Source organism: Pseudomonas sp. TH07 (genome assembly GCF_016651285.1).
In the GTDB taxonomy this organism is placed as follows: Bacteria; Pseudomonadota; Gammaproteobacteria; order Pseudomonadales; family Pseudomonadaceae; genus Aquipseudomonas.
In genome coordinates, this window is the sequence record NZ_JAEKED010000001.1 from 4,334,243 (window position 1) to 4,350,678 (window position 16,436).

General features: G+C 63.2%; 15 protein-coding genes. 8 read left to right on the plus strand and 7 right to left on the minus strand.

Annotated elements, in window-relative coordinates:
• Positions 1 to 246 precede the first annotated feature (246 nt).
• From JFU57_RS20280 to JFU57_RS20290, 3 genes are read left to right on the plus strand one after another with little or no spacing between them, the layout of a single operon-like run.
• Entirely contained in the window at positions 247 to 1,656 is a 1,410-nt protein-coding gene (locus JFU57_RS20280) for a circularly permuted type 2 ATP-grasp protein (RefSeq protein ID WP_201130569.1), read from the plus strand.
• 3 nt (positions 1,657 to 1,659) lie between these two features.
• On the plus strand, positions 1,660 to 2,610 hold the full coding sequence (locus JFU57_RS20285; protein ID WP_020298781.1) for an alpha-E domain-containing protein: 951 nt from the start codon (positions 1,660 to 1,662) through the stop codon (positions 2,608 to 2,610).
• On the plus strand, positions 2,607 to 3,401 hold the full coding sequence (locus JFU57_RS20290; RefSeq protein WP_201130570.1) for a transglutaminase family protein: 795 nt from the start codon (positions 2,607 to 2,609) through the stop codon (positions 3,399 to 3,401). The genes JFU57_RS20285 and JFU57_RS20290 overlap by 4 nt, the downstream gene beginning before the upstream one ends.
• A gap of 26 nt (positions 3,402 to 3,427) precedes the next feature.
• Here the strand turns inward: JFU57_RS20290 and JFU57_RS20295 are convergent, their stop codons facing one another.
• Positions 3,428 to 4,225, minus strand: a complete 798-nt coding sequence (locus tag JFU57_RS20295) for a hypothetical protein (protein WP_201130571.1) — start codon at positions 4,223 to 4,225, stop codon at positions 3,428 to 3,430.
• Positions 4,226 to 4,285: 60 nt separating this feature from the next.
• Positions 4,286 to 5,083, minus strand: coding sequence for an AraC family transcriptional regulator (locus JFU57_RS20300; protein ID WP_078471541.1), 798 nt, complete (start codon positions 5,081 to 5,083; stop codon positions 4,286 to 4,288).
• Between the two features lie 111 nt (positions 5,084 to 5,194).
• Between JFU57_RS20300 and JFU57_RS20305 the strand changes: the two genes are divergently transcribed.
• Positions 5,195 to 6,133, plus strand: a complete 939-nt coding sequence (locus JFU57_RS20305) for a DMT family transporter (RefSeq protein WP_078471540.1) — start codon at positions 5,195 to 5,197, stop codon at positions 6,131 to 6,133.
• 159 nt (positions 6,134 to 6,292) lie between these two features.
• Here the strand turns inward: JFU57_RS20305 and JFU57_RS20310 are convergent, their stop codons facing one another.
• Positions 6,293 to 6,943: a sel1 repeat family protein gene (locus tag JFU57_RS20310; RefSeq protein ID WP_201130572.1), complete on the minus strand. Its 651-nt coding sequence runs from the start codon at positions 6,941 to 6,943 to the stop codon at positions 6,293 to 6,295.
• 164 nt (positions 6,944 to 7,107) lie between these two features.
• On the opposite strand from JFU57_RS20310, the gene JFU57_RS20315 reads away from it, so the two are divergent.
• The 4 genes from JFU57_RS20315 (at position 7,108) to JFU57_RS20330 (ending at position 11,028) form a co-directional block, all read left to right on the plus strand.
• Positions 7,108 to 8,328: a putative DNA modification/repair radical SAM protein gene (locus tag JFU57_RS20315; protein WP_078471538.1), complete on the plus strand. Its 1,221-nt coding sequence runs from the start codon at positions 7,108 to 7,110 to the stop codon at positions 8,326 to 8,328.
• On the plus strand, positions 8,325 to 9,185 hold the full coding sequence (locus tag JFU57_RS20320) for a TIGR03915 family putative DNA repair protein (RefSeq protein ID WP_078471537.1): 861 nt from the start codon (positions 8,325 to 8,327) through the stop codon (positions 9,183 to 9,185). The genes JFU57_RS20315 and JFU57_RS20320 overlap by 4 nt, the downstream gene beginning before the upstream one ends.
• Positions 9,186 to 9,209: 24 nt before the next feature.
• Entirely contained in the window at positions 9,210 to 9,899 is a 690-nt protein-coding gene (locus JFU57_RS20325; protein WP_201130573.1) for a hypothetical protein, read from the plus strand.
• A 418-nt stretch (positions 9,900 to 10,317) separates the two neighbouring features.
• Complete coding sequence (locus tag JFU57_RS20330) at positions 10,318 to 11,028, plus strand: response regulator transcription factor (protein WP_201130574.1); 711 nt, start codon at positions 10,318 to 10,320, stop codon at positions 11,026 to 11,028.
• 13 nt (positions 11,029 to 11,041) lie between these two features.
• On the opposite strand, the gene JFU57_RS20335 is transcribed toward JFU57_RS20330, so the two are convergent.
• The 4 genes from JFU57_RS20335 to JFU57_RS20350 all read right to left on the minus strand — a co-directional run bounded on the left by JFU57_RS20335 (position 11,042) and on the right by JFU57_RS20350 (position 16,242).
• Positions 11,042 to 11,524, minus strand: coding sequence for a hypothetical protein (locus JFU57_RS20335; protein WP_201130575.1), 483 nt, complete (start codon positions 11,522 to 11,524; stop codon positions 11,042 to 11,044).
• An 84-nt stretch (positions 11,525 to 11,608) separates the two neighbouring features.
• Positions 11,609 to 12,835, minus strand: a complete 1,227-nt coding sequence (locus JFU57_RS20340; protein WP_242487546.1) for an HlyD family efflux transporter periplasmic adaptor subunit — start codon at positions 12,833 to 12,835, stop codon at positions 11,609 to 11,611.
• Between the two features lie 48 nt (positions 12,836 to 12,883).
• On the minus strand, positions 12,884 to 14,995 hold the full coding sequence (locus JFU57_RS20345; protein WP_201130576.1) for a type I secretion system permease/ATPase: 2,112 nt from the start codon (positions 14,993 to 14,995) through the stop codon (positions 12,884 to 12,886).
• Positions 14,992 to 16,242, minus strand: coding sequence for a TolC family outer membrane protein (locus JFU57_RS20350; RefSeq protein ID WP_201130577.1), 1,251 nt, complete (start codon positions 16,240 to 16,242; stop codon positions 14,992 to 14,994). Before JFU57_RS20350 ends, JFU57_RS20345 begins: the two co-directional genes overlap by 4 nt.
• Positions 16,243 to 16,436 lie beyond the last annotated feature (194 nt).

Below are 16,436 nucleotides of genomic sequence, written 5' to 3' on the forward strand. Positions count from 1 at the left end.
ACCCATCAGCAAGGTCACGACGTCATTGCCTGTCCTGGCGCTGCCGCCCTTGCCGAAAAAACTGCACACAGTCCAGCGCAACGTTCGCGTCACGCGTCGCCGTGCTGCGTGTGCATCGTCCCCGGATAGCTGCAACGCACAATGAGGTGCTTTACAACCCAGTACTGACCGCACAGCGCAAGGCCCGATTTATCGAAATAGAGAGCGTAAATAAAAAGCCGTTTAAACCACGGCGAGGAGTGGGGTATGTCCCGTGCTTTTTTTAATGAAATGTATGACGCGAGTGGTGGCTGCCGCCCACATTATCAGGAGTTTGCCCGCTGGTTGGCGGACACTCCCTTGGAGTTGCTGGACCAGCGTCGGCGCGAAGCCGACCTGTTGTTCCATCGCGCCGGCATCACCTTCACTTTGTACGGGGACGAGCAGGGCACCGAACGGCTGATTCCGTTCGACATCATTCCGCGCAGCATCAAGGCCAGTGAATGGCAGACGGTCGAGCGCGGCTGTATCCAGCGGGTCCAGGCGCTGAACATGTTCCTGGCCGATATCTACCACGGGCAACACATTCTCAAGGAGGGCATCATCCCGGCCGAGCAAGTCCTGGCCAACGAGGGTTACCAGGTGGCGATGCAGGGCCTGGATCTGCACCGCAATATCTATTCGCATATTTCCGGGGTCGACCTGGTGCGTGATGGCGACGGCAGTTACTACGTGCTCGAAGACAACCTGCGCACCCCCAGCGGCGTCAGCTACATGCTTGAAGACCGCAAGATGATGATGCGCCTGTTTCCGGAGCTGTTCGCCGCGCAGCGGGTGGCGCCCATCGACCATTACCCGAACCTGCTGCTCGAAACCCTGAAAAGCTCCTGCCCGCTGGACAACCCCACGGTGGTGGTGCTGACCCCCGGGCGCTTCAACAGTGCCTATTTCGAGCATGCATTCCTGGCCCGCGAGATGGGCGTGGAGCTGGTGGAAGGCGCCGATCTGTTTGTGCGTGACGACCGGGTATTCATGCGCACCACCTCCGGCGCCCAGGCAGTGGATGTGATCTACCGTCGCCTCGACGACGCCTTCCTCGACCCGTTGTCGTTCAACCCCGATTCGATGCTCGGCGTACCCGGGCTGATCGCCGCCTACCGCTCGGGCAATGTGGTGCTGGCCAATGCCGTGGGCACCGGGGTCGCCGACGACAAGTCGATCTACCCCTATGTCGACGAGATGATCCGCTTCTACCTCAGCGAAGAGCCGGTGCTGAAGAACGTGCCCACCTGGCAATGCCGCAAGCCGGCGGAACTGTCCCATGTGCTGGCCAACCTGCCGGACCTGGTGGTCAAGGAAACCCAGGGCTCCGGCGGCTACGGCATGCTTGTCGGGCCGGCGGCCACGGCGGCGGAAATCGAGGATTTTCGCGCCCGGCTCAAGGCGCGCCCGCAGGCCTATATCGCCCAACCGACCCTGTGCCTGTCGACCTGCCCGACCTTTGTCGAAAACGGCATCGCGCCGCGGCATATCGACCTGCGTCCCTTTGTGCTGTCGGGCAGCGAAACCCGTTTGGTGCCCGGTGGCCTGACGCGCGTGGCCTTGCGCGAAGGCTCGCTGGTGGTGAACTCGTCCCAGGGCGGCGGCACCAAAGACACCTGGGTAGTGGAGGACTGACACATGCTTTCAAGAACCGCTTCCGATCTGTACTGGATGTCCCGTTACCTGGAACGCGCGGAGAACCTGGCGCGCATGCTCGAGGTCAGTTACTCGCTGTCGCTGATGCCCCAGGCCGGGCGCAGCGACGGCCACGCCGAACTGGCGATGTCGCTGCTGGCTGCCGGCACCCTGGACGATTACAACGAGCGTTACGGTGAGCTCAATACCGAGCGCATGCTGCATTTTTTTGCCCTCGATGAAACAAACCCCGGCAGCATCTTCAGCTGCCTGCGGGCGGCACGCAGCAACGCCCATGCGGTGCGCGGGCGGATCACCGCCGACATGTGGGAGAACATCAACGCCACCTGGCTGGAAATGCGCAACATCGCCAGCAACGGTCTGGGGCGCTACGGCATCAGCCATTTCTGCGAGTGGGTCAAGGAACGCTCGCACCTGTTTCGCGGCGCCACCTCGGGCACCATCATGCGCAACGATGCCTACTGCTTCATTCGCCTCGGGACTTTCCTGGAGCGGGCCGACAACACCTTGCGCCTGCTGGACGCACGCTACGAAATGTTCGGCGAAGAGTCCGAGGAGGTCAGCGACAACTCGGCCCGCGGCTATTACCAGTGGAGCGCCCTGTTGCGAGCCCTGTCGTCGTTCGAGGCGTTCAACGAGATCTACCGCAATGCGCCGAATGCCGAACAGGTCTCGGAAATGCTGCTGTTGCGTGCCGATGTGCCGCGTTCGCTGCACGCCTGTATCGAAGAGCTGGACCACATTCTCGCCAGCCTGCCCGGCACCAACGGGCGCCCGGCCCAGCGCCTGGCGGCGGAGCTGAATGCACGGCTGCGCTATACCGGGATCGACGAAATCCTGGCCTCGGGGCTGCACCTGTGGCTGAGCGATTTCATCGCCCGGGTTCGCCACCTGGGGCAGACCGTGCACGAGTCTTATCTGGAGGTTGTATGAAACTGTCCATCCGTCACGACACCACCTACAGCTACGCCGACGAGGTCTGCACCAGCATCCAGTTTTTGCGCCTGACACCCCAGGACAGTCAGCGTCAGCGCATCCTGCAATGGCACCTGGAATTGCCGCGTCTGGTGCGCAGCCAGATCGACCCCTACGGCAACATCCTGCATGTGCTGACCCTGGACGAACCCCACGGCGCCATCGTGCTCACTGCCTATGGCGAAGTGGAAATCGACCGCTCTCGGGAGGTCGAGCCTGACAGCCAGTCGCCGCTGCCGTTTTTGCGCAGCAGCCACCTGACCCAGTGCGACGCCGCCTTGAGCGCCTTTGCTGTGCAGCATTGCGGTGCGCGCCGTGATCGCGCGGCGCTCACCGACCTGATGCACGCCCTGGCCGACCACATGCCTTACAGCCCGGGGGCCACGGCGGTCGACAGCACCGCCGCCGAGTCCTTTGCCGGCGAGGTCGGGGTGTGCCAGGACCACACCCATGCGTTTCTCGCCTGTGCTCGCAGCCTGGGAATCCCGGCGCGCTATGTCTCGGGCTACCTGTGCACCGAGGATGAAAGCCACCTGGCCAGCCACGCCTGGGCCGAGGCCTGGCTCGACGATGGCTGGTACAGCTTCGACGTGACCAACCGCCTGACCCGGCCCGAACGCCATCTGAAACTGGCGCTCGGCCTGGACTACCTCGACGCCTGTCCGGTGCGCGGCATGCGCCGTGGCGGCGGCGCCGAGCGCATGCAGGCGCGGGTCCAGGTCAGTTCGATGGTGCAGGTGCAGCGGTAAGGGCCGCCCAGGCGCGAGCCTGGGTGTCAGTTGGAGCCGGGATGCTGGTAGTCCCGGCACCAGGCGTCGCCGTAGCGGCTGAGCAGGGCCTGGGTCAGTTGCTCGCTGTCGGCGGTTTCGCTGACGCGGAACAGGGTCCAGACCAGGGGCCGCAGCAACTGATCGCGGGTCCGGTAGCCGGGGACATCAACGATGCTCTCGGCACGCTGGGTGAACCAGTGCTCCAGCAGGCGCTGGGCATCGGCGTCGGCCCCCAGCAGGAACACGAACACCAGGCTGATCAGGTCCAGGTTCCAGCTCAGCATCGGGTTGTCAAAGGCCACCTCGGCCAGGGGCAGGCTGCGTAGCAGGGCGGCGATTTCTCCATGCAGCCAGGGATCGTCGGCGAACTCGGTCTTGAGCTTGGCTTTTTTGCTCAGCATCCCGGGCTGGTGGGAGAAGCGCCGCAGTTGTGTCAGCAGCGCCAGCTTGCGCGTATACCCCGTCAACGACACGTCGCCGGTAAACAACAGGCGCATGACCCAGCGGTTCAGGCGGCAGCGCGGAAATCCGTATTGCTCCAGAACCTCGGCGGCCTGCCCGGCGGCCTGGGTCAGCAGTGGCCAATGGGCGTCCTTGCTTACAGGCGGGGTCAGGCCATTGAGCAGCAGGTGGTAATAGAACGCCTGCAGGGTGGCCTCGGGCAGATCCCGGGGCGGCTTGCGACTGAGTGGCGTGATGGCCGGGTGATGCTGGTTGTAATACTCGTTGTAGCTCAGTTCCTGATCGAAGCTGTCTTGGCCGGAAGCGATAAAACGCTCCACCGTATCCGTGCTGGAAGTCATGGGCAGTCCTGTGCATCAAGGGGGCGGGCAGTATAAGAAAAACCGCCGCCATGGCGCACCTCATGAGGGCGGCAGGTAGCTTTTTCGGTACTCGTCCGGGGTCGCGCCCATCATCTTGCGGAACATGCTGATAAAGGCCGAGGCGCTGCTGTAGCCCAGGTCCAGGCCGATGGTTTCCACGGTCTGGCCTTGTTCCAGCAGGGCCAGGGCTTCCACCACTTTCAGGCGTTGGCGCCACTCGATCAGCGACATGCCCAGGTCGCGCTGGGCACGGCGCATCAAGGTGCGCTCGGTAGTGTTGGCGGCGCGGGCCAGTTGTGGCAGTGAGCGCGGATCGCCAGGGGCGGCTTTCAGCGCACGCAACACCGGGCCCAGCAGCGGGTCGTCGGAGGATGGCAGGTAACTGCCGGCGCATGAGGCTCGGGCCAGTTTATCCACCAGCACCTGCAACAGGCGTTGCTGCTCCTCGGTCTGGGGCTGGCTCGGCGGGTCGCGGCGCAGGTCGTTGAGCAGCGCCAGGATCAGCGGGCTCAGGGTCAGCGCGCAGTGGCGGCTGGGCAGGGCGCCGCACAGCTCGGCGCTCAGGTACAGCGAGCAATGGCACGCCGCATGGCGGTTGAAGCCGACGTGCTCGACGTTCGGCGGCAGCCAGATGCCGTATTGGGGCGGCGCCAGGTAATGGTGATCGCCCAGTTCGATTTCCATCACGCCGCTGTAGGAGTAGACGAACTCACCCCAGGCATGGCTGTGACGCGGGTAGGTGGCCTGGGCCGGCATGCACTCGGTGCGAAAGAAGATCGGCGCCGGCAGCGACTCGGTAAAGGGTGGGATGCGCAAATGCTGGGCGGTGTGGCGCATGGAACACCTGCTTGGCGGATAAGTGTTATGGATTGTCGGATAAAGACTATATCAATCAAATCTGTCAGTCGGACAATGCCAGCTCACTTCCCCCCCAATCAAGGACGCCCCATGGCCAATCGCCAAGCGCTCGATGCCAATGCCACTCTGTTGATGGTCGGCCTGTGCGCGGTCTGGGGTTTTCAGCAGGTCTCGTTGAAAGCCATGGCGCCCGACATCGCGCCGATCCTGCAGATTGCCCTGCGCTCCGGCCTCGCTGCGTTGCTGGTCGGGGCCTTGATGCGCTGGCGCGGGGAAACCCTGGCCGTGGGCGAGGGCCACTGGCGCCCGGGGTTGCTGGTGGGGGGGCTGTTCGCCCTGGAGTTTCTGCTGGTGGGCGAGGGCCTGCGCTACACCACGGCTTCGCACATGGTGATTTTCCTCTACACCGCGCCGATCTTCGCCGCCCTCGGGTTGCACTGGAAACTCCCTGCCGAGCGGCTCCAGGCCGTGCAATGGCTGGGCATCGGCGTGGCTTTCGCCGGGGTGGTGGTGGCATTCAGCGGACACTCCGGCCCGGCCCAGGGCGCCAGTACCTGGCTCGGGGATTTGCTGGCGGTGCTGGCCGGCGTGGCCTGGGGCGCGACCACGGTGGTGGTGCGCTGCTCGCGCCTGGCGGCCAGCCCCGTGACCCGGACCCTGCAATACCAGTTGCTCGGCGCCTTTGTCTGGCTGTCGCTGGCGGCCCTGTGGACCGGGCAGACCACCCTGCATTTCACGCCCATGGTGTTCGCCAGCCTGACCTTCCAGGTGCTGCTGGTGTCGTTCGCCAGTTTCCTGGTGTGGTTCAGCCTGTTGCGTCGCTACCTGGCCTCGCGCCTTGGGGTGCTGTCGTTCATGACCCCCCTGTTTGGCGTCGGCTTTGGTGTGTGGCTGCTGGACGAACCCCTGGAGTCGAACTTTATTCTCGGTTCGTTGCTGGTGTTGGCGGGGCTCGTGCTGGTCAGCGGTTATGAGTGGTTGCAGCAGCGCCTGGCTCGCCGCGCATTGGCGGGCCAGGGCCGGTTGTAGCCGGCCGGGGCTGGGAGGCCAAGTTTGGGCAGAGCCTGAGCCTTCAACGAAGGCGTTCATCGTGAACGGTGCCCGCAAAACCGGTACCGCCTTCATCAACACTGCACTGGCGGTCAGCAGGCGCAGGCAGTTCTGTCTCAGCCGGCACCTGGCGCCGGTTCAGGATTCGGCAGCGCGCCGGGCCTGGAGAATCTCCTCGCGCAGTTTTTCTGCGCCGCTGCAGGCCGGATCCTGCGGGCCGAAGCGGCAGGATTTTTGTAGCACCTTGAGCGCCAGCTCAAGGTCGGCCTTGACCCCGATCCCGCGACTGAGGTGGAAGCCGTACATGGTGCAGGCCCAGGGGTCGTCGAGGTCACAGGCTCCAGCAAAGGTCTGGACCGCACATTGGCGAGCCTCGGGGCTGTCGGCATCCGCCGCGAGCATGCCGGCGGCGCGGTTGGTGCACCCGGAGACCAAGCCCAGGCTGCATGCCCGCTGGTACAGCGGCTCATAACCCTCGTCGGCGCCACCGGCCGGTTGCAAACCATTGGCCAGCCAGTAGCAGGCATTGGCGTCGCCGGTTTCGCAGTGGGCCAGGCAGCTTTCCATGCGCCCCGGGCCCTGGCAGGGATCGGCTCGCAGTGGCTGGAGGGTGGCGCGCGCCGGCATGGATTCGGCCGGGCACTTTTTGGCCTGAGCCTGCCAGTCGGCGTTGGCCTGGACCCGGGCCGCAAGGCTGGCGCTCAGCTTGAGCGGGTCTTGGTCGGCGTTGGCGTGCATGGCCGAGAACAGCGTAATAGCCAGTAGCCAGAGGCGATGGGCGGAGCGCATTGAGGGAATCCTTTCTGGGGGGCTGCGTATCTTAAGTAAATTCATGGCCGGTTCCAGGGCTTTCCCGGTATCGGTCGCAGTTTATTTCGAGCCAGGTCCACGTGCCTCTTGAACGGAACAGGTTCGACTCTGTACTGTATATGCAAACAGTATAGGGTTTAGCCATGCAGCTGATCGACAAGCTGAGCATCCTCGCCGACGCCGCCAAGTACGACGCGTCCTGCGCCAGCAGTGGTGCGCCCAAGCGCAGTTCCGCCGGCAAGGAAGGGCTGGGCTCGACCAATGGCATGGGCATCTGCCACAGCTATACCCCGGACGGGCGCTGCGTTTCGCTGTTGAAGATCCTGCTGACCAATTTCTGCCTCTATGACTGCCAGTACTGCGTCAACCGTCGTTCCAGCGACGTGCCCCGGGCGCGGTTCAGCCCCGAGGAAGTGGTGACCCTGACTCTGGACTTTTATCGGCGCAATTGCGTGAGCGGGCTGTTCCTCAGCTCGGGGATCATTCGCTCGGCGGACTACACCATGGAGCAGTTGGTGCGGGTGGCCAAGCTGCTGCGCGAAGAGCACGAGTTTCGCGGTTATATCCATTTGAAAACCATCCCCGAGGCCGACCCGCTGTTGATCGCCGAAGCCGGGCGCTACGCCGATCGTCTCAGCGTGAACATCGAGTTGCCGACCGACCTGAGCCTGCAGACCCTGGCTCCGGAGAAGCAGCTGGGCTCGATCAAGCAGGCCATGCAGACCATCTACACCGGCGAGCAGACGGTGCTCAACGAACCCCGGGCGCCGCGTTTCGCGCCGGCGGGGCAGAGCACCCAGATGATCGTCGGCGCCGACGATACCGACGACAGCACCATCCTCCACAGCGCCGAAGCGCTGTACGGCAATTTCCGTTTGCGCCGGGTGTATTACTCGGCTTTCAGCCCCATTCCCAACAGCCCGAAAAGCGTGCCCCTGGCCGCGCCGCCACTGATGCGCGAGCACCGTCTGTACCAGGCCGACTTCCTGCTGCGCAGTTACGGCTTTAGCGCCGATGAGTTGTTCAAGGGGCCAGGGCACCTGGCGCTGGACATGGACCCGAAACTGGCCTGGGCCCTGGAACACCGCAGCGTGTTCCCCCTGGACCTGAACCGCGCCGAGCCGGCGCTGATCGCCAGGATCCCCGGCATCGGCCTGCGCACCACTCAGCGCCTGGTGGAGTTGCGCCGCGAGCGGCGGATCCGTTACGAAGACCTGGCGCGCATGCGCTGCGTGCTGAGCAAGGCCAAGCCGTTTTTTATCACCAGCGACTATCACCCGCAGCAAGCCGAAAGCAGCAGCGCGCTGCTTTACCAGCAGTTGCGGGAGCGCCCGCAACCTCAACAGATGGGCTTGTGGGGATGATCTGCCTTGATTGCGACGAGCTGTTCGAAACCTGGCGCCAGCAAGCGCGCTGGTTGCTCAGCCACGGCATTGACCCGAGCCGGGTCAGTTGGTGTGGGACCCAAGTGGCCGACCTGTTCGCCACCGATGAAGCGTGCCCGCCACACATGGGACCGGTGCAGGCGCGCATACCCAAGGCCTTGCTCGGCTTGCTGGAACACGCCGCGCGCTATCACGGCGAGCAGCGCTGGAGCCTGCTGTATGAGGTGCTGTGGCGGGTCAGCCACGGCGATCGCACGGCCATGCTCAGTGGCGACCGCCTGGGCAGCGAATTGCAGCGGCGGATCAAGCAGGTGGACCGCGAGGCCCATCACCTGCATGCCTTTGTACGATTTGTCGAGGTGCCGCCAGGGCCGGAGGGCGCACAGGGGGCGACTGCCGAACAGCCGCAGTACGTGGCCTGGCATGAGCCTGCCCATGACATCCTGGCCAGCGCCAGCGAGCATTTTATCGGGCGCATGGGCCGCCATCGCTGGATGATCGCCACCCCCCGGGACGGCGTCTATTACGACGGCCAGACGCTGATTCACCAGCGCCGCTGTCCCGTGGCCTGGCAGCAACTGGCGCAAGGCGTGCAAGACCCTGGCGGTGAAATGTGGCTGGCCTACTACAGCCATATTTTCAATCCTGCGCGGCTCAACCCCAAGGTCATGCAGGGTCACTTGCCAGCGCGGTTCTGGAAGAATCTGCCGGAAGGCCCGTTGATCCCTTCGCTGATCAGCGAAGCGCGCCACGGCAAGCAGCGCGACGGGCAGGCCAGCCAGGTGGCGAATCGTCCGGGTAAACGTATCGGCCCAGCGCAACCAGACACCCTTTGAAGCGGATCAGGAGCAGCATTGACGATGGATGATGGCAAGGGCATTACCGAGGCGTTCTGGTCGCAACAGGTGAGTGACGACGCGAAGATGCTGTGGCGGGTGGGCAGTCGGGGCATCACCTTTCTGGCGGCGCTGTTGCTACCCAAGACCGGCTTGAAGGTGCTGGATATCAGCGTCGCGGTGCTGACGGCGTTGATTCCACTGTTGGTAATCGAGACGCACCGCGCCTATTCCAAGTTTTCGCCGGGCTTTCTTGCGGCCGTGATCAGGATTTGTGTCAACGGCACCAGCGTTGCCGTGGCGTGCCTGGGGTTGCTGATTTACATCGGGGTGGTAGTGCCGGTGGTGTCGGCGATCGGCAGCGTGTTTTTCCTGGAAGTTCTGCGCAGCTTCAATGGCCAGGGGGCCGGGCCCCTTGAACAGCTATTTTTTAGCGTGTTTGCCATGGCAATCCTGTTGGCCATGGTGATCGCGGTATTGAGGAATTTTCGCGAGTTGAACATCCTCGAGCTGGTCTATCGGCTGCCACGGGCCCAGGTCGAATGGGTGATGACACAGCGGCCGATGCGGGCCAGCAACTGGGGGATGTTCGTCTGGTTCGAGCTGTGCGTGTTGATCGCCAGCTTCGTCTACACCCTGACGGTATCCAAGGCAGCGGTGTTGCTGGTGGAGGGTTTCAAGCAGGTGCTGGCGTTGTTTCAGGCCAGCGTTTGAGACCGTGATTCGGTCGCTGGGTCCCGATATTCAGGCAGGTTTTAACTCCTGCAATAGCACCTTTTACAAGTTGGCTTAGTGCGGTTTTTGAAGGGTTGTGTAATGGCGTGTTAGTCCGTTTCCTTATGTTGATTTTGGTGGTTTTTGAACTTTAAGTTTACGCTGCGACATTGAGTTGGCATGATGAAAACACCCCTCGCCTTGATTGGGAAAATAATAAATTAATCGTGCGTGGGCTGTCCGTAACCAACTAGCGGATTAAGAATAAGAACTATCTTAGCTCTTGATAAGACAAGTCTTATTGATTAATAAGTGGCATGTTCGGTTTTTAGTTGTCAGTCATTCACCGATTGTTAGTGTATTTCTAACTAGTCCGAGCTTGAGTTGGTGCCACTCTGTCGACCCGGAGTATTACGTCATGCGCATTGCCATTCTCGATAATCAACCGCTGGAGCTTGAGCGGTTGCGCGAGGCGCTGAGTTCCTACAGTTTGTCTGACGGTAGTTCCCCACTCTGTACCGCATTTTCCAACAGTCCGGATCTGCTGCGCCGGCTCAAGCGCGAGACCTTTGACCTGGTCATCCTCGATTGGCAGGCCACCGAAGTCAGCGGTTTGCAGGTGCTGCTGTGGATCAAGGAGCATTTGCGGCCCGAGCCCCCGGTGATCATGGTGACCTCACGCAGCGCTGAGCGTGACGTGGTCCAGGCCCTGAACGCCGGCGCCGACGAGTACATCAGCAAACCCTTCCGCCAGGCCGAGCTGCTCGCGCGGTTGAATAACGTGTTGCGCCAGCGCCAGGGCGAAAAGGGCCGAGATGAGGGGGCGGTGGTCTTCGGCAATCTGCGTTTCAACGTGCATGAGGGGCAGGTCTGCGTTGGCGGGACCCCGGTGGCCTTGACCCTGCGCGAGTTCAACCTGGCGTTGCTGCTGTTTCGTAACCAGGGCCGGCCCTTGTCGCGCAGCTATCTGTATGAACACCTGTGGATGCGCGATGAAGTGTTGTCGTCCCGGACCCTCGATACCCATATCTACCGCGTGCGCAGCAAACTGAAGCTGACGGCCGAGCACGGTTGGGTACTGAGTACGGTCTATGGCTACGGCTATCGGCTCGAAGCGCTCAATGCCTGAAAGGTCATGTTTTTCAGGGTTTTGGCGTGCGCGGCGCGTCTGGGCTGCTTGTTGCTGAAGGAGGGTTCAAGGCGTCGTCGCACACCTGTTTACGGACGTTGAGCAGGTTGGCGGCAGCGGGTGAGCGGGCGAGTATCCTGGCGGCTTCCAGCTCACGTTTTATCGGTCCCATTTCCTCACGCCGCGGCGGCCCCATGCGCCCGGCATAGCCGGTGATGATCTGGTTGGAGTGGGTGCCGCAGCGAGTTGAAAGTAACGGCGCGAGCGTCAGCGGATTGCCTGGGCCCAAGGCGGGAACCCGCGGTTGCGGCCCGAATTCGGCATCGGTGACAGGGGGAGGTGAGCTGATAAGCACACCATGCTTGGGAGGGGATAAGGCATTTCCAAGGTGATGCGTGATATGGGCTGTCTGCAGCATGAATATCTTCAGGACTCGCCAGAACTGACCCTCGACCAACATTTTTGAGTTCGCTGTACTAAGGGGGGTTAACTCCATGTTATGTGTTTGCGTTTCAGCTGTTATGCAAATTGACAATTGCTCAGAATTACTTGCTGTTAAATGTCAAAAAGTTTGAAATTCCTAGCGCTCCCTTAATGCCTCCTTGGCCTTGTTGAAAGGTTTGATCAAGTAAGAGAGCACGCTTTTCCTGCCGGTACGAATGTCCACCGTGGCAATCATCCCGGGCACTATGGGTAAGGGTCTGCCAGCCTTGTCCAATAAGGAGTCGCTGTCGGTCAATATGTGTACCCGGTAGTAATAGACATCGCGGTGTACATCGTCCTGCAAAGTATCAGGTGAGATAAATATGACCTTTCCCGATAGCCCGCCATAAATCGAATAGTCATAAGCCGAGACTTTGACGCTGGCCACTTGCCCTGGATGGATATACGCGATGTCTCGGGGCGAAATGCGAACTTCAACTTGCAGGCGTTCATCCAGGGGCACGATCCGCATCAACTGGCCATTGGGCGGGATGACCCCGCCGATGGTATTGATCTCGATGTCTTTGATCACCCCGCGCACTGGCGAAGTGAAGGTCAGGCGGGTCAGCGAGTCGGTGCGCCCGCGGGTCACTGATTCCTGGGCGTCGATCTCGGCGTTGGCCTTGGCCAGTTCCTCGCGGGCCTTGACCAGATACTGGCTCTGGGTGTCGGTGTAGTGGTTTTGCAGTTCGTTGAGTTGGCGTTTCAGGCGCAGCACCTCCACAGCGCTGGCGGCTCCCTGGGCGACCAGGGGCGCGGTCAGTTGCAGTTCGCTGCGAATCAGGTGCATGGCCTCGTCGAGCCCCTCCAGGGATTTGTCCAGGCTTTCGCGGCGCGAGTGATAGAGCGCGGTTTCGGCGGCGACCAGGCTGGGGTCGGCCACGACCTCCGGCGGGAACTGCAAGGGCGTGCCGTTGACCTCGGCCATCAGGCGCGCGGCGGTGGCCTGGGCGGCGCGACCGCGGGAGGCACTTTCCTCCACGGCCGACTCGACCCGGATCGGGTCCAGGCGCGCCAGTACCTGGCCCTTGCTGACGATCTGCCCCTCTTGCACGCTCAAGCTGGCGAGCACACCGCCTTCCAGGGACTGGATCAGTTGCTCCTTGGAAGAGGCGATCACTTTGCCGGTGCCGCTGGACACCTCGTCGATCTCGAAGTACCAGGCCCACAGGCCGAAAGCCAGGACCGCCAGCGCCAGGCAGGCGATCAACCGCGAAGCCCCCGGCAGCTCCTGTTCGGAGCGGTTGAAGCCGTCCGCCGGCAGGGTGTCGGTGACGTGTGGGAAGGGTTTGGGGGGATCGACCTGATGCGGTCCGATCGGCATTGAATGAGGCATGGCAGAGGTTCGCTCACACAGGGAAAGTTAAGACAGTCATTGATTGCCGAAGTGGGCCAGCACCTGTTCCTTGGTGCCGTCCATGACGATGCGCCCGGCATCGATCACCAGCACCCGATCGACCCACTGCAGCACCGCCAGGCGATGGGTGGCCACCACCAGCGTGCGGCCGTCGAGCCAGGGCGTCAGTTGTTCCAGTACCTGGCGCTCGCTGACTTCATCGAGGGTCGCGGTGGGTTCGTCGAGCAGCAGCGTATTGGGTTCGCGCAGCAGCGTCCGGGCCAGGAGCAGGGCTTGTTTCTGGCCACCGGAAAGGCCGATGCCCCCTTCGAGGATCAGGTAGTCCAGGCCGCCTTCCTGGGGTTGCACCAGTGCCAGGGCGCCGCTCAGGGTCAGGGCCTGGAGGATTTCGGCGTCGCTGGCCATGGGCCGGCCGAGGGTCAGGTTGTCGCGGATCGAGCCAAAGAACAGCCGCGAGTTCTGGGTCAGCAGGCCAATATCGCGGCGTACGTCTGCCGGGTCGATCTGGGTCAGTTCCAGGCCGTCCAGGACCACGTTCCCCTGTTGCGGCAGGTGCAGGCCGGCGAGCAATTGCAGCAGGCTCGATTTGCCGGCGCCATTGCGCCCGAGAATCGCCACGCGCTCGCCGGCGTGAATATTCAGGTGCTGGATATCCAGTGCCGGCTGCTTGTCCTTTTCGCTGTAGCGAAACTGCACGTCCTTGAGGGTGAAGCGCCCACGCAGCAAGGGACGGTGCACCCGCCGCGAGCGTTCGGGCTGGTCCACCGGACGTTTCATCAGTTCGTCCAGGCCCTGGCGGGCGACGCGGGCCTGTTGCCAGCGGGCAAAGATCCCGGAAATCTGCGCCAGGGGCGCCATCATCCGCGAGGCCAGGATCGAAGAACCGACCAGGGCGCCGGTGGTCATTTCGCCGCGCATCACCAGGTAGCAGCCCGCCAGCAGCACCGTGACGTAGACCAGGCTTTGCAGCTCCTGGGTCCAGGTCAGCAGCAGGTTGGTCAGGTGCCGTTGCTTGATGGCGATATCCGCTGCGACGGCGTGCATCTGGTTCCACTGATTCTGAAAACGCGGTTCGGCGCGCAGCAGCTTGATGTCTTCGATGCCTTGCACCGCTTCCACCAGCAAGGCGTTGCGCAGCGCCGCCTCGCGCATGCCCTCGGCCGAGAGCCGGGCCAGGGGTTTCTGCACCAGCAGCCCGGGCAGGATCAGCAGCGGCAGAGCGGCCAGGGCCACGTACACCAAGGGCCCGCCGGTGAGGTAGAGGATCACCAAAAACAACAGGACAAAGGGCAGGTCGGTGATGGCGCCGAGGGTGGTCGAGGTGATCAGTTCGCGCACTTGTTCCAGCTCGCGAATCTGCGCGATGAAGGTCCCGGTGGACTTGGAGCGGACATCATTGCGCAGGCGCAGGGCATGGCCGAAGACCTGGTCGGTGATTTTCAGGTCGGCGCGCTTGCCGATCATGTCGGCGACCTTCGAACGGGCCATGCGCAACAGGAACTCGAAGCCGATCGCCAGCAGCACCCCGATAAACAGGACCCACAAGGTCGGTTCCGATTGGGCGGGTATGACGCGGTCGTAGACCTGCATGGAAAAAATCACCCCGGCCAGGGCCAGGATGTTGGCCACAGTTGCCGCCAGCAGCACGTCGCCGTAACGCTTCCAGTCACGCAGGGCGATGCGCCAGAACCAGTCGGGGCGGTAGGGCTTGATGTAGTCGTCGACCCGGGCGTCGTCAACCGACGATTTCGGGCGCAGGATCGCCACCCGCACGGCGCGCTCGCGCAACTGGCCGAGCCGCAGGTTGATGAACAGACCCTGTTCGCCGCTTTTCAGCACGCTGATGTTGCCCGCGGTGTCGGCCTTGTCGATGATCGCCACCTGCCCGTCGTCGAGTTCCACCGCCAGTGGCAGGCGCCAGGGGTCGAGCGCCGCCTCGGAGAACGCCTCGAACCGCAAGATCAGCCCCATTTGCCCGGCCATGCGCCGCAGCACCGCATCCGGGTCGTTGCCATGCTCCCAGGCGAGGGAGACGCGCACGGTTTCTTCGGAGACGTCCATGCGGTAGAACCGGGCGATGTTGAGCATGGCTTCGAGCCAGGGTTGGTAGGCTGCGGCGTTGTTCATGGGTGGTTTTCGCCCTGTGCGGTAGGTGGGGTGTCCAGGCCATAGGCCTGGCGACTGCGGCCAGCCGCGCCGATGTAGGTGATCAGGCCCAGCCAGAAATCATGGCGCGCGGTTTCCTGGTCGGCGGCGGCCTGGTAGACCTCCTGCTCGGCGTTGAGCAGGTCGAGCACCGAGCGCGTGCCGACGCTGTACTGCTCGCGGTACAGCGCACGGGTTTCACTCATGCTGGCCATGCGTTGCGCGAGGATGCCGAGCCTGGCCCGGGCCCCGATTGCCAGTTCATGGGCGCGCAGGAGGGCGTCTTCGGCCGTCAGGCGGCTTTCGTTGATGGTGGATTCGGCATGCTCGATGGCGGCGTTGGCGCCTCGGACCTGAGCCGAGATCGCCCCCCCTTCGTACAACGCCATGGAGCCGGTCAGGGTCAGGGTGTTGTAGCTGCCGTGGCGGATCCCGTTGTTCGGGTTGGTGCCGCTGAGGGCCTGGTTCGCCGTGGCCTCCAGGGCCAGGGTTGGATAGCGCTGGGCCTTGGCGTTTTGCAGTTGCCCGTAGGCCGAGCGCCGATCCGCCTCGGCGGCCAGTACATCGGGCAGCAGGCCGTAGTCGGGTGGGGTGTCGAGTTGGGCCAGGCGCTCCAGGTCCGGCGGCAAATCGGCGACCCTGGCCGGCAGCGCGGCGCCAACCAGGGTTTTCAGGCGCGCCCGCCATTGATTGAGCGAGGTGCCCACTTGCTGGCTGTTGGCCTGGGCGCTTTGCAGGCGCGTGGTGGCCTGGATGAAGTCCGACTGCGGCGTCAGCCCGGAGTCGGCCCGCAGCTTGACCCGCTGCAGCACATCCTCGACCGCGACCACCTGGTCCCGGGCGATCTGCAGCAGGCTCTGTTGCCGATGCACTTCAAGGATGGCCTCGGCGGTCTGCCCGGCGATGCTGTCGACCTGCTTGAGCAGCAGCGCCTGTTGTTTGAACACCTGGCCCTGGGCCTGGGTCACCGAGCCCTCGACCTTGCCGAAGTCATGCAGCATCTGCGACAGCGACACCGTCGCCACCTGGCCATAGCCATAGGTGTTGACGCGCCCGGAGTTCATCCCGGCATTGACCTTGGGGTAGTAACCGGCCCTGGCCACATCGACCTGGCCTTGCTGCTGCTCGATGGCACTGACCGCGGAAATGATCGAAGGGTGACGGCTGACGGCGATGGCGATAGCTTCGAACAGGCCCAGGGTCGCCGCTGGCAGCGTGTTGAAGGTCAAGGGTTGGAGGGCAGGGGCGTCTTGTCCCAGCTCGGTCGCTAGCGCCTGCGCGCCTGGTGTCTGGACCGGCCTCGAGGGACCCTGCGATAACCATGGCAGGTTGGCTTGTATTGCCTGGGCAGGCGTATCGCAGACACTAGCGAGTAATAAGCCGAGGGGCCAATAGTGCAGTCTGGGCATATGCTCCGATGTCC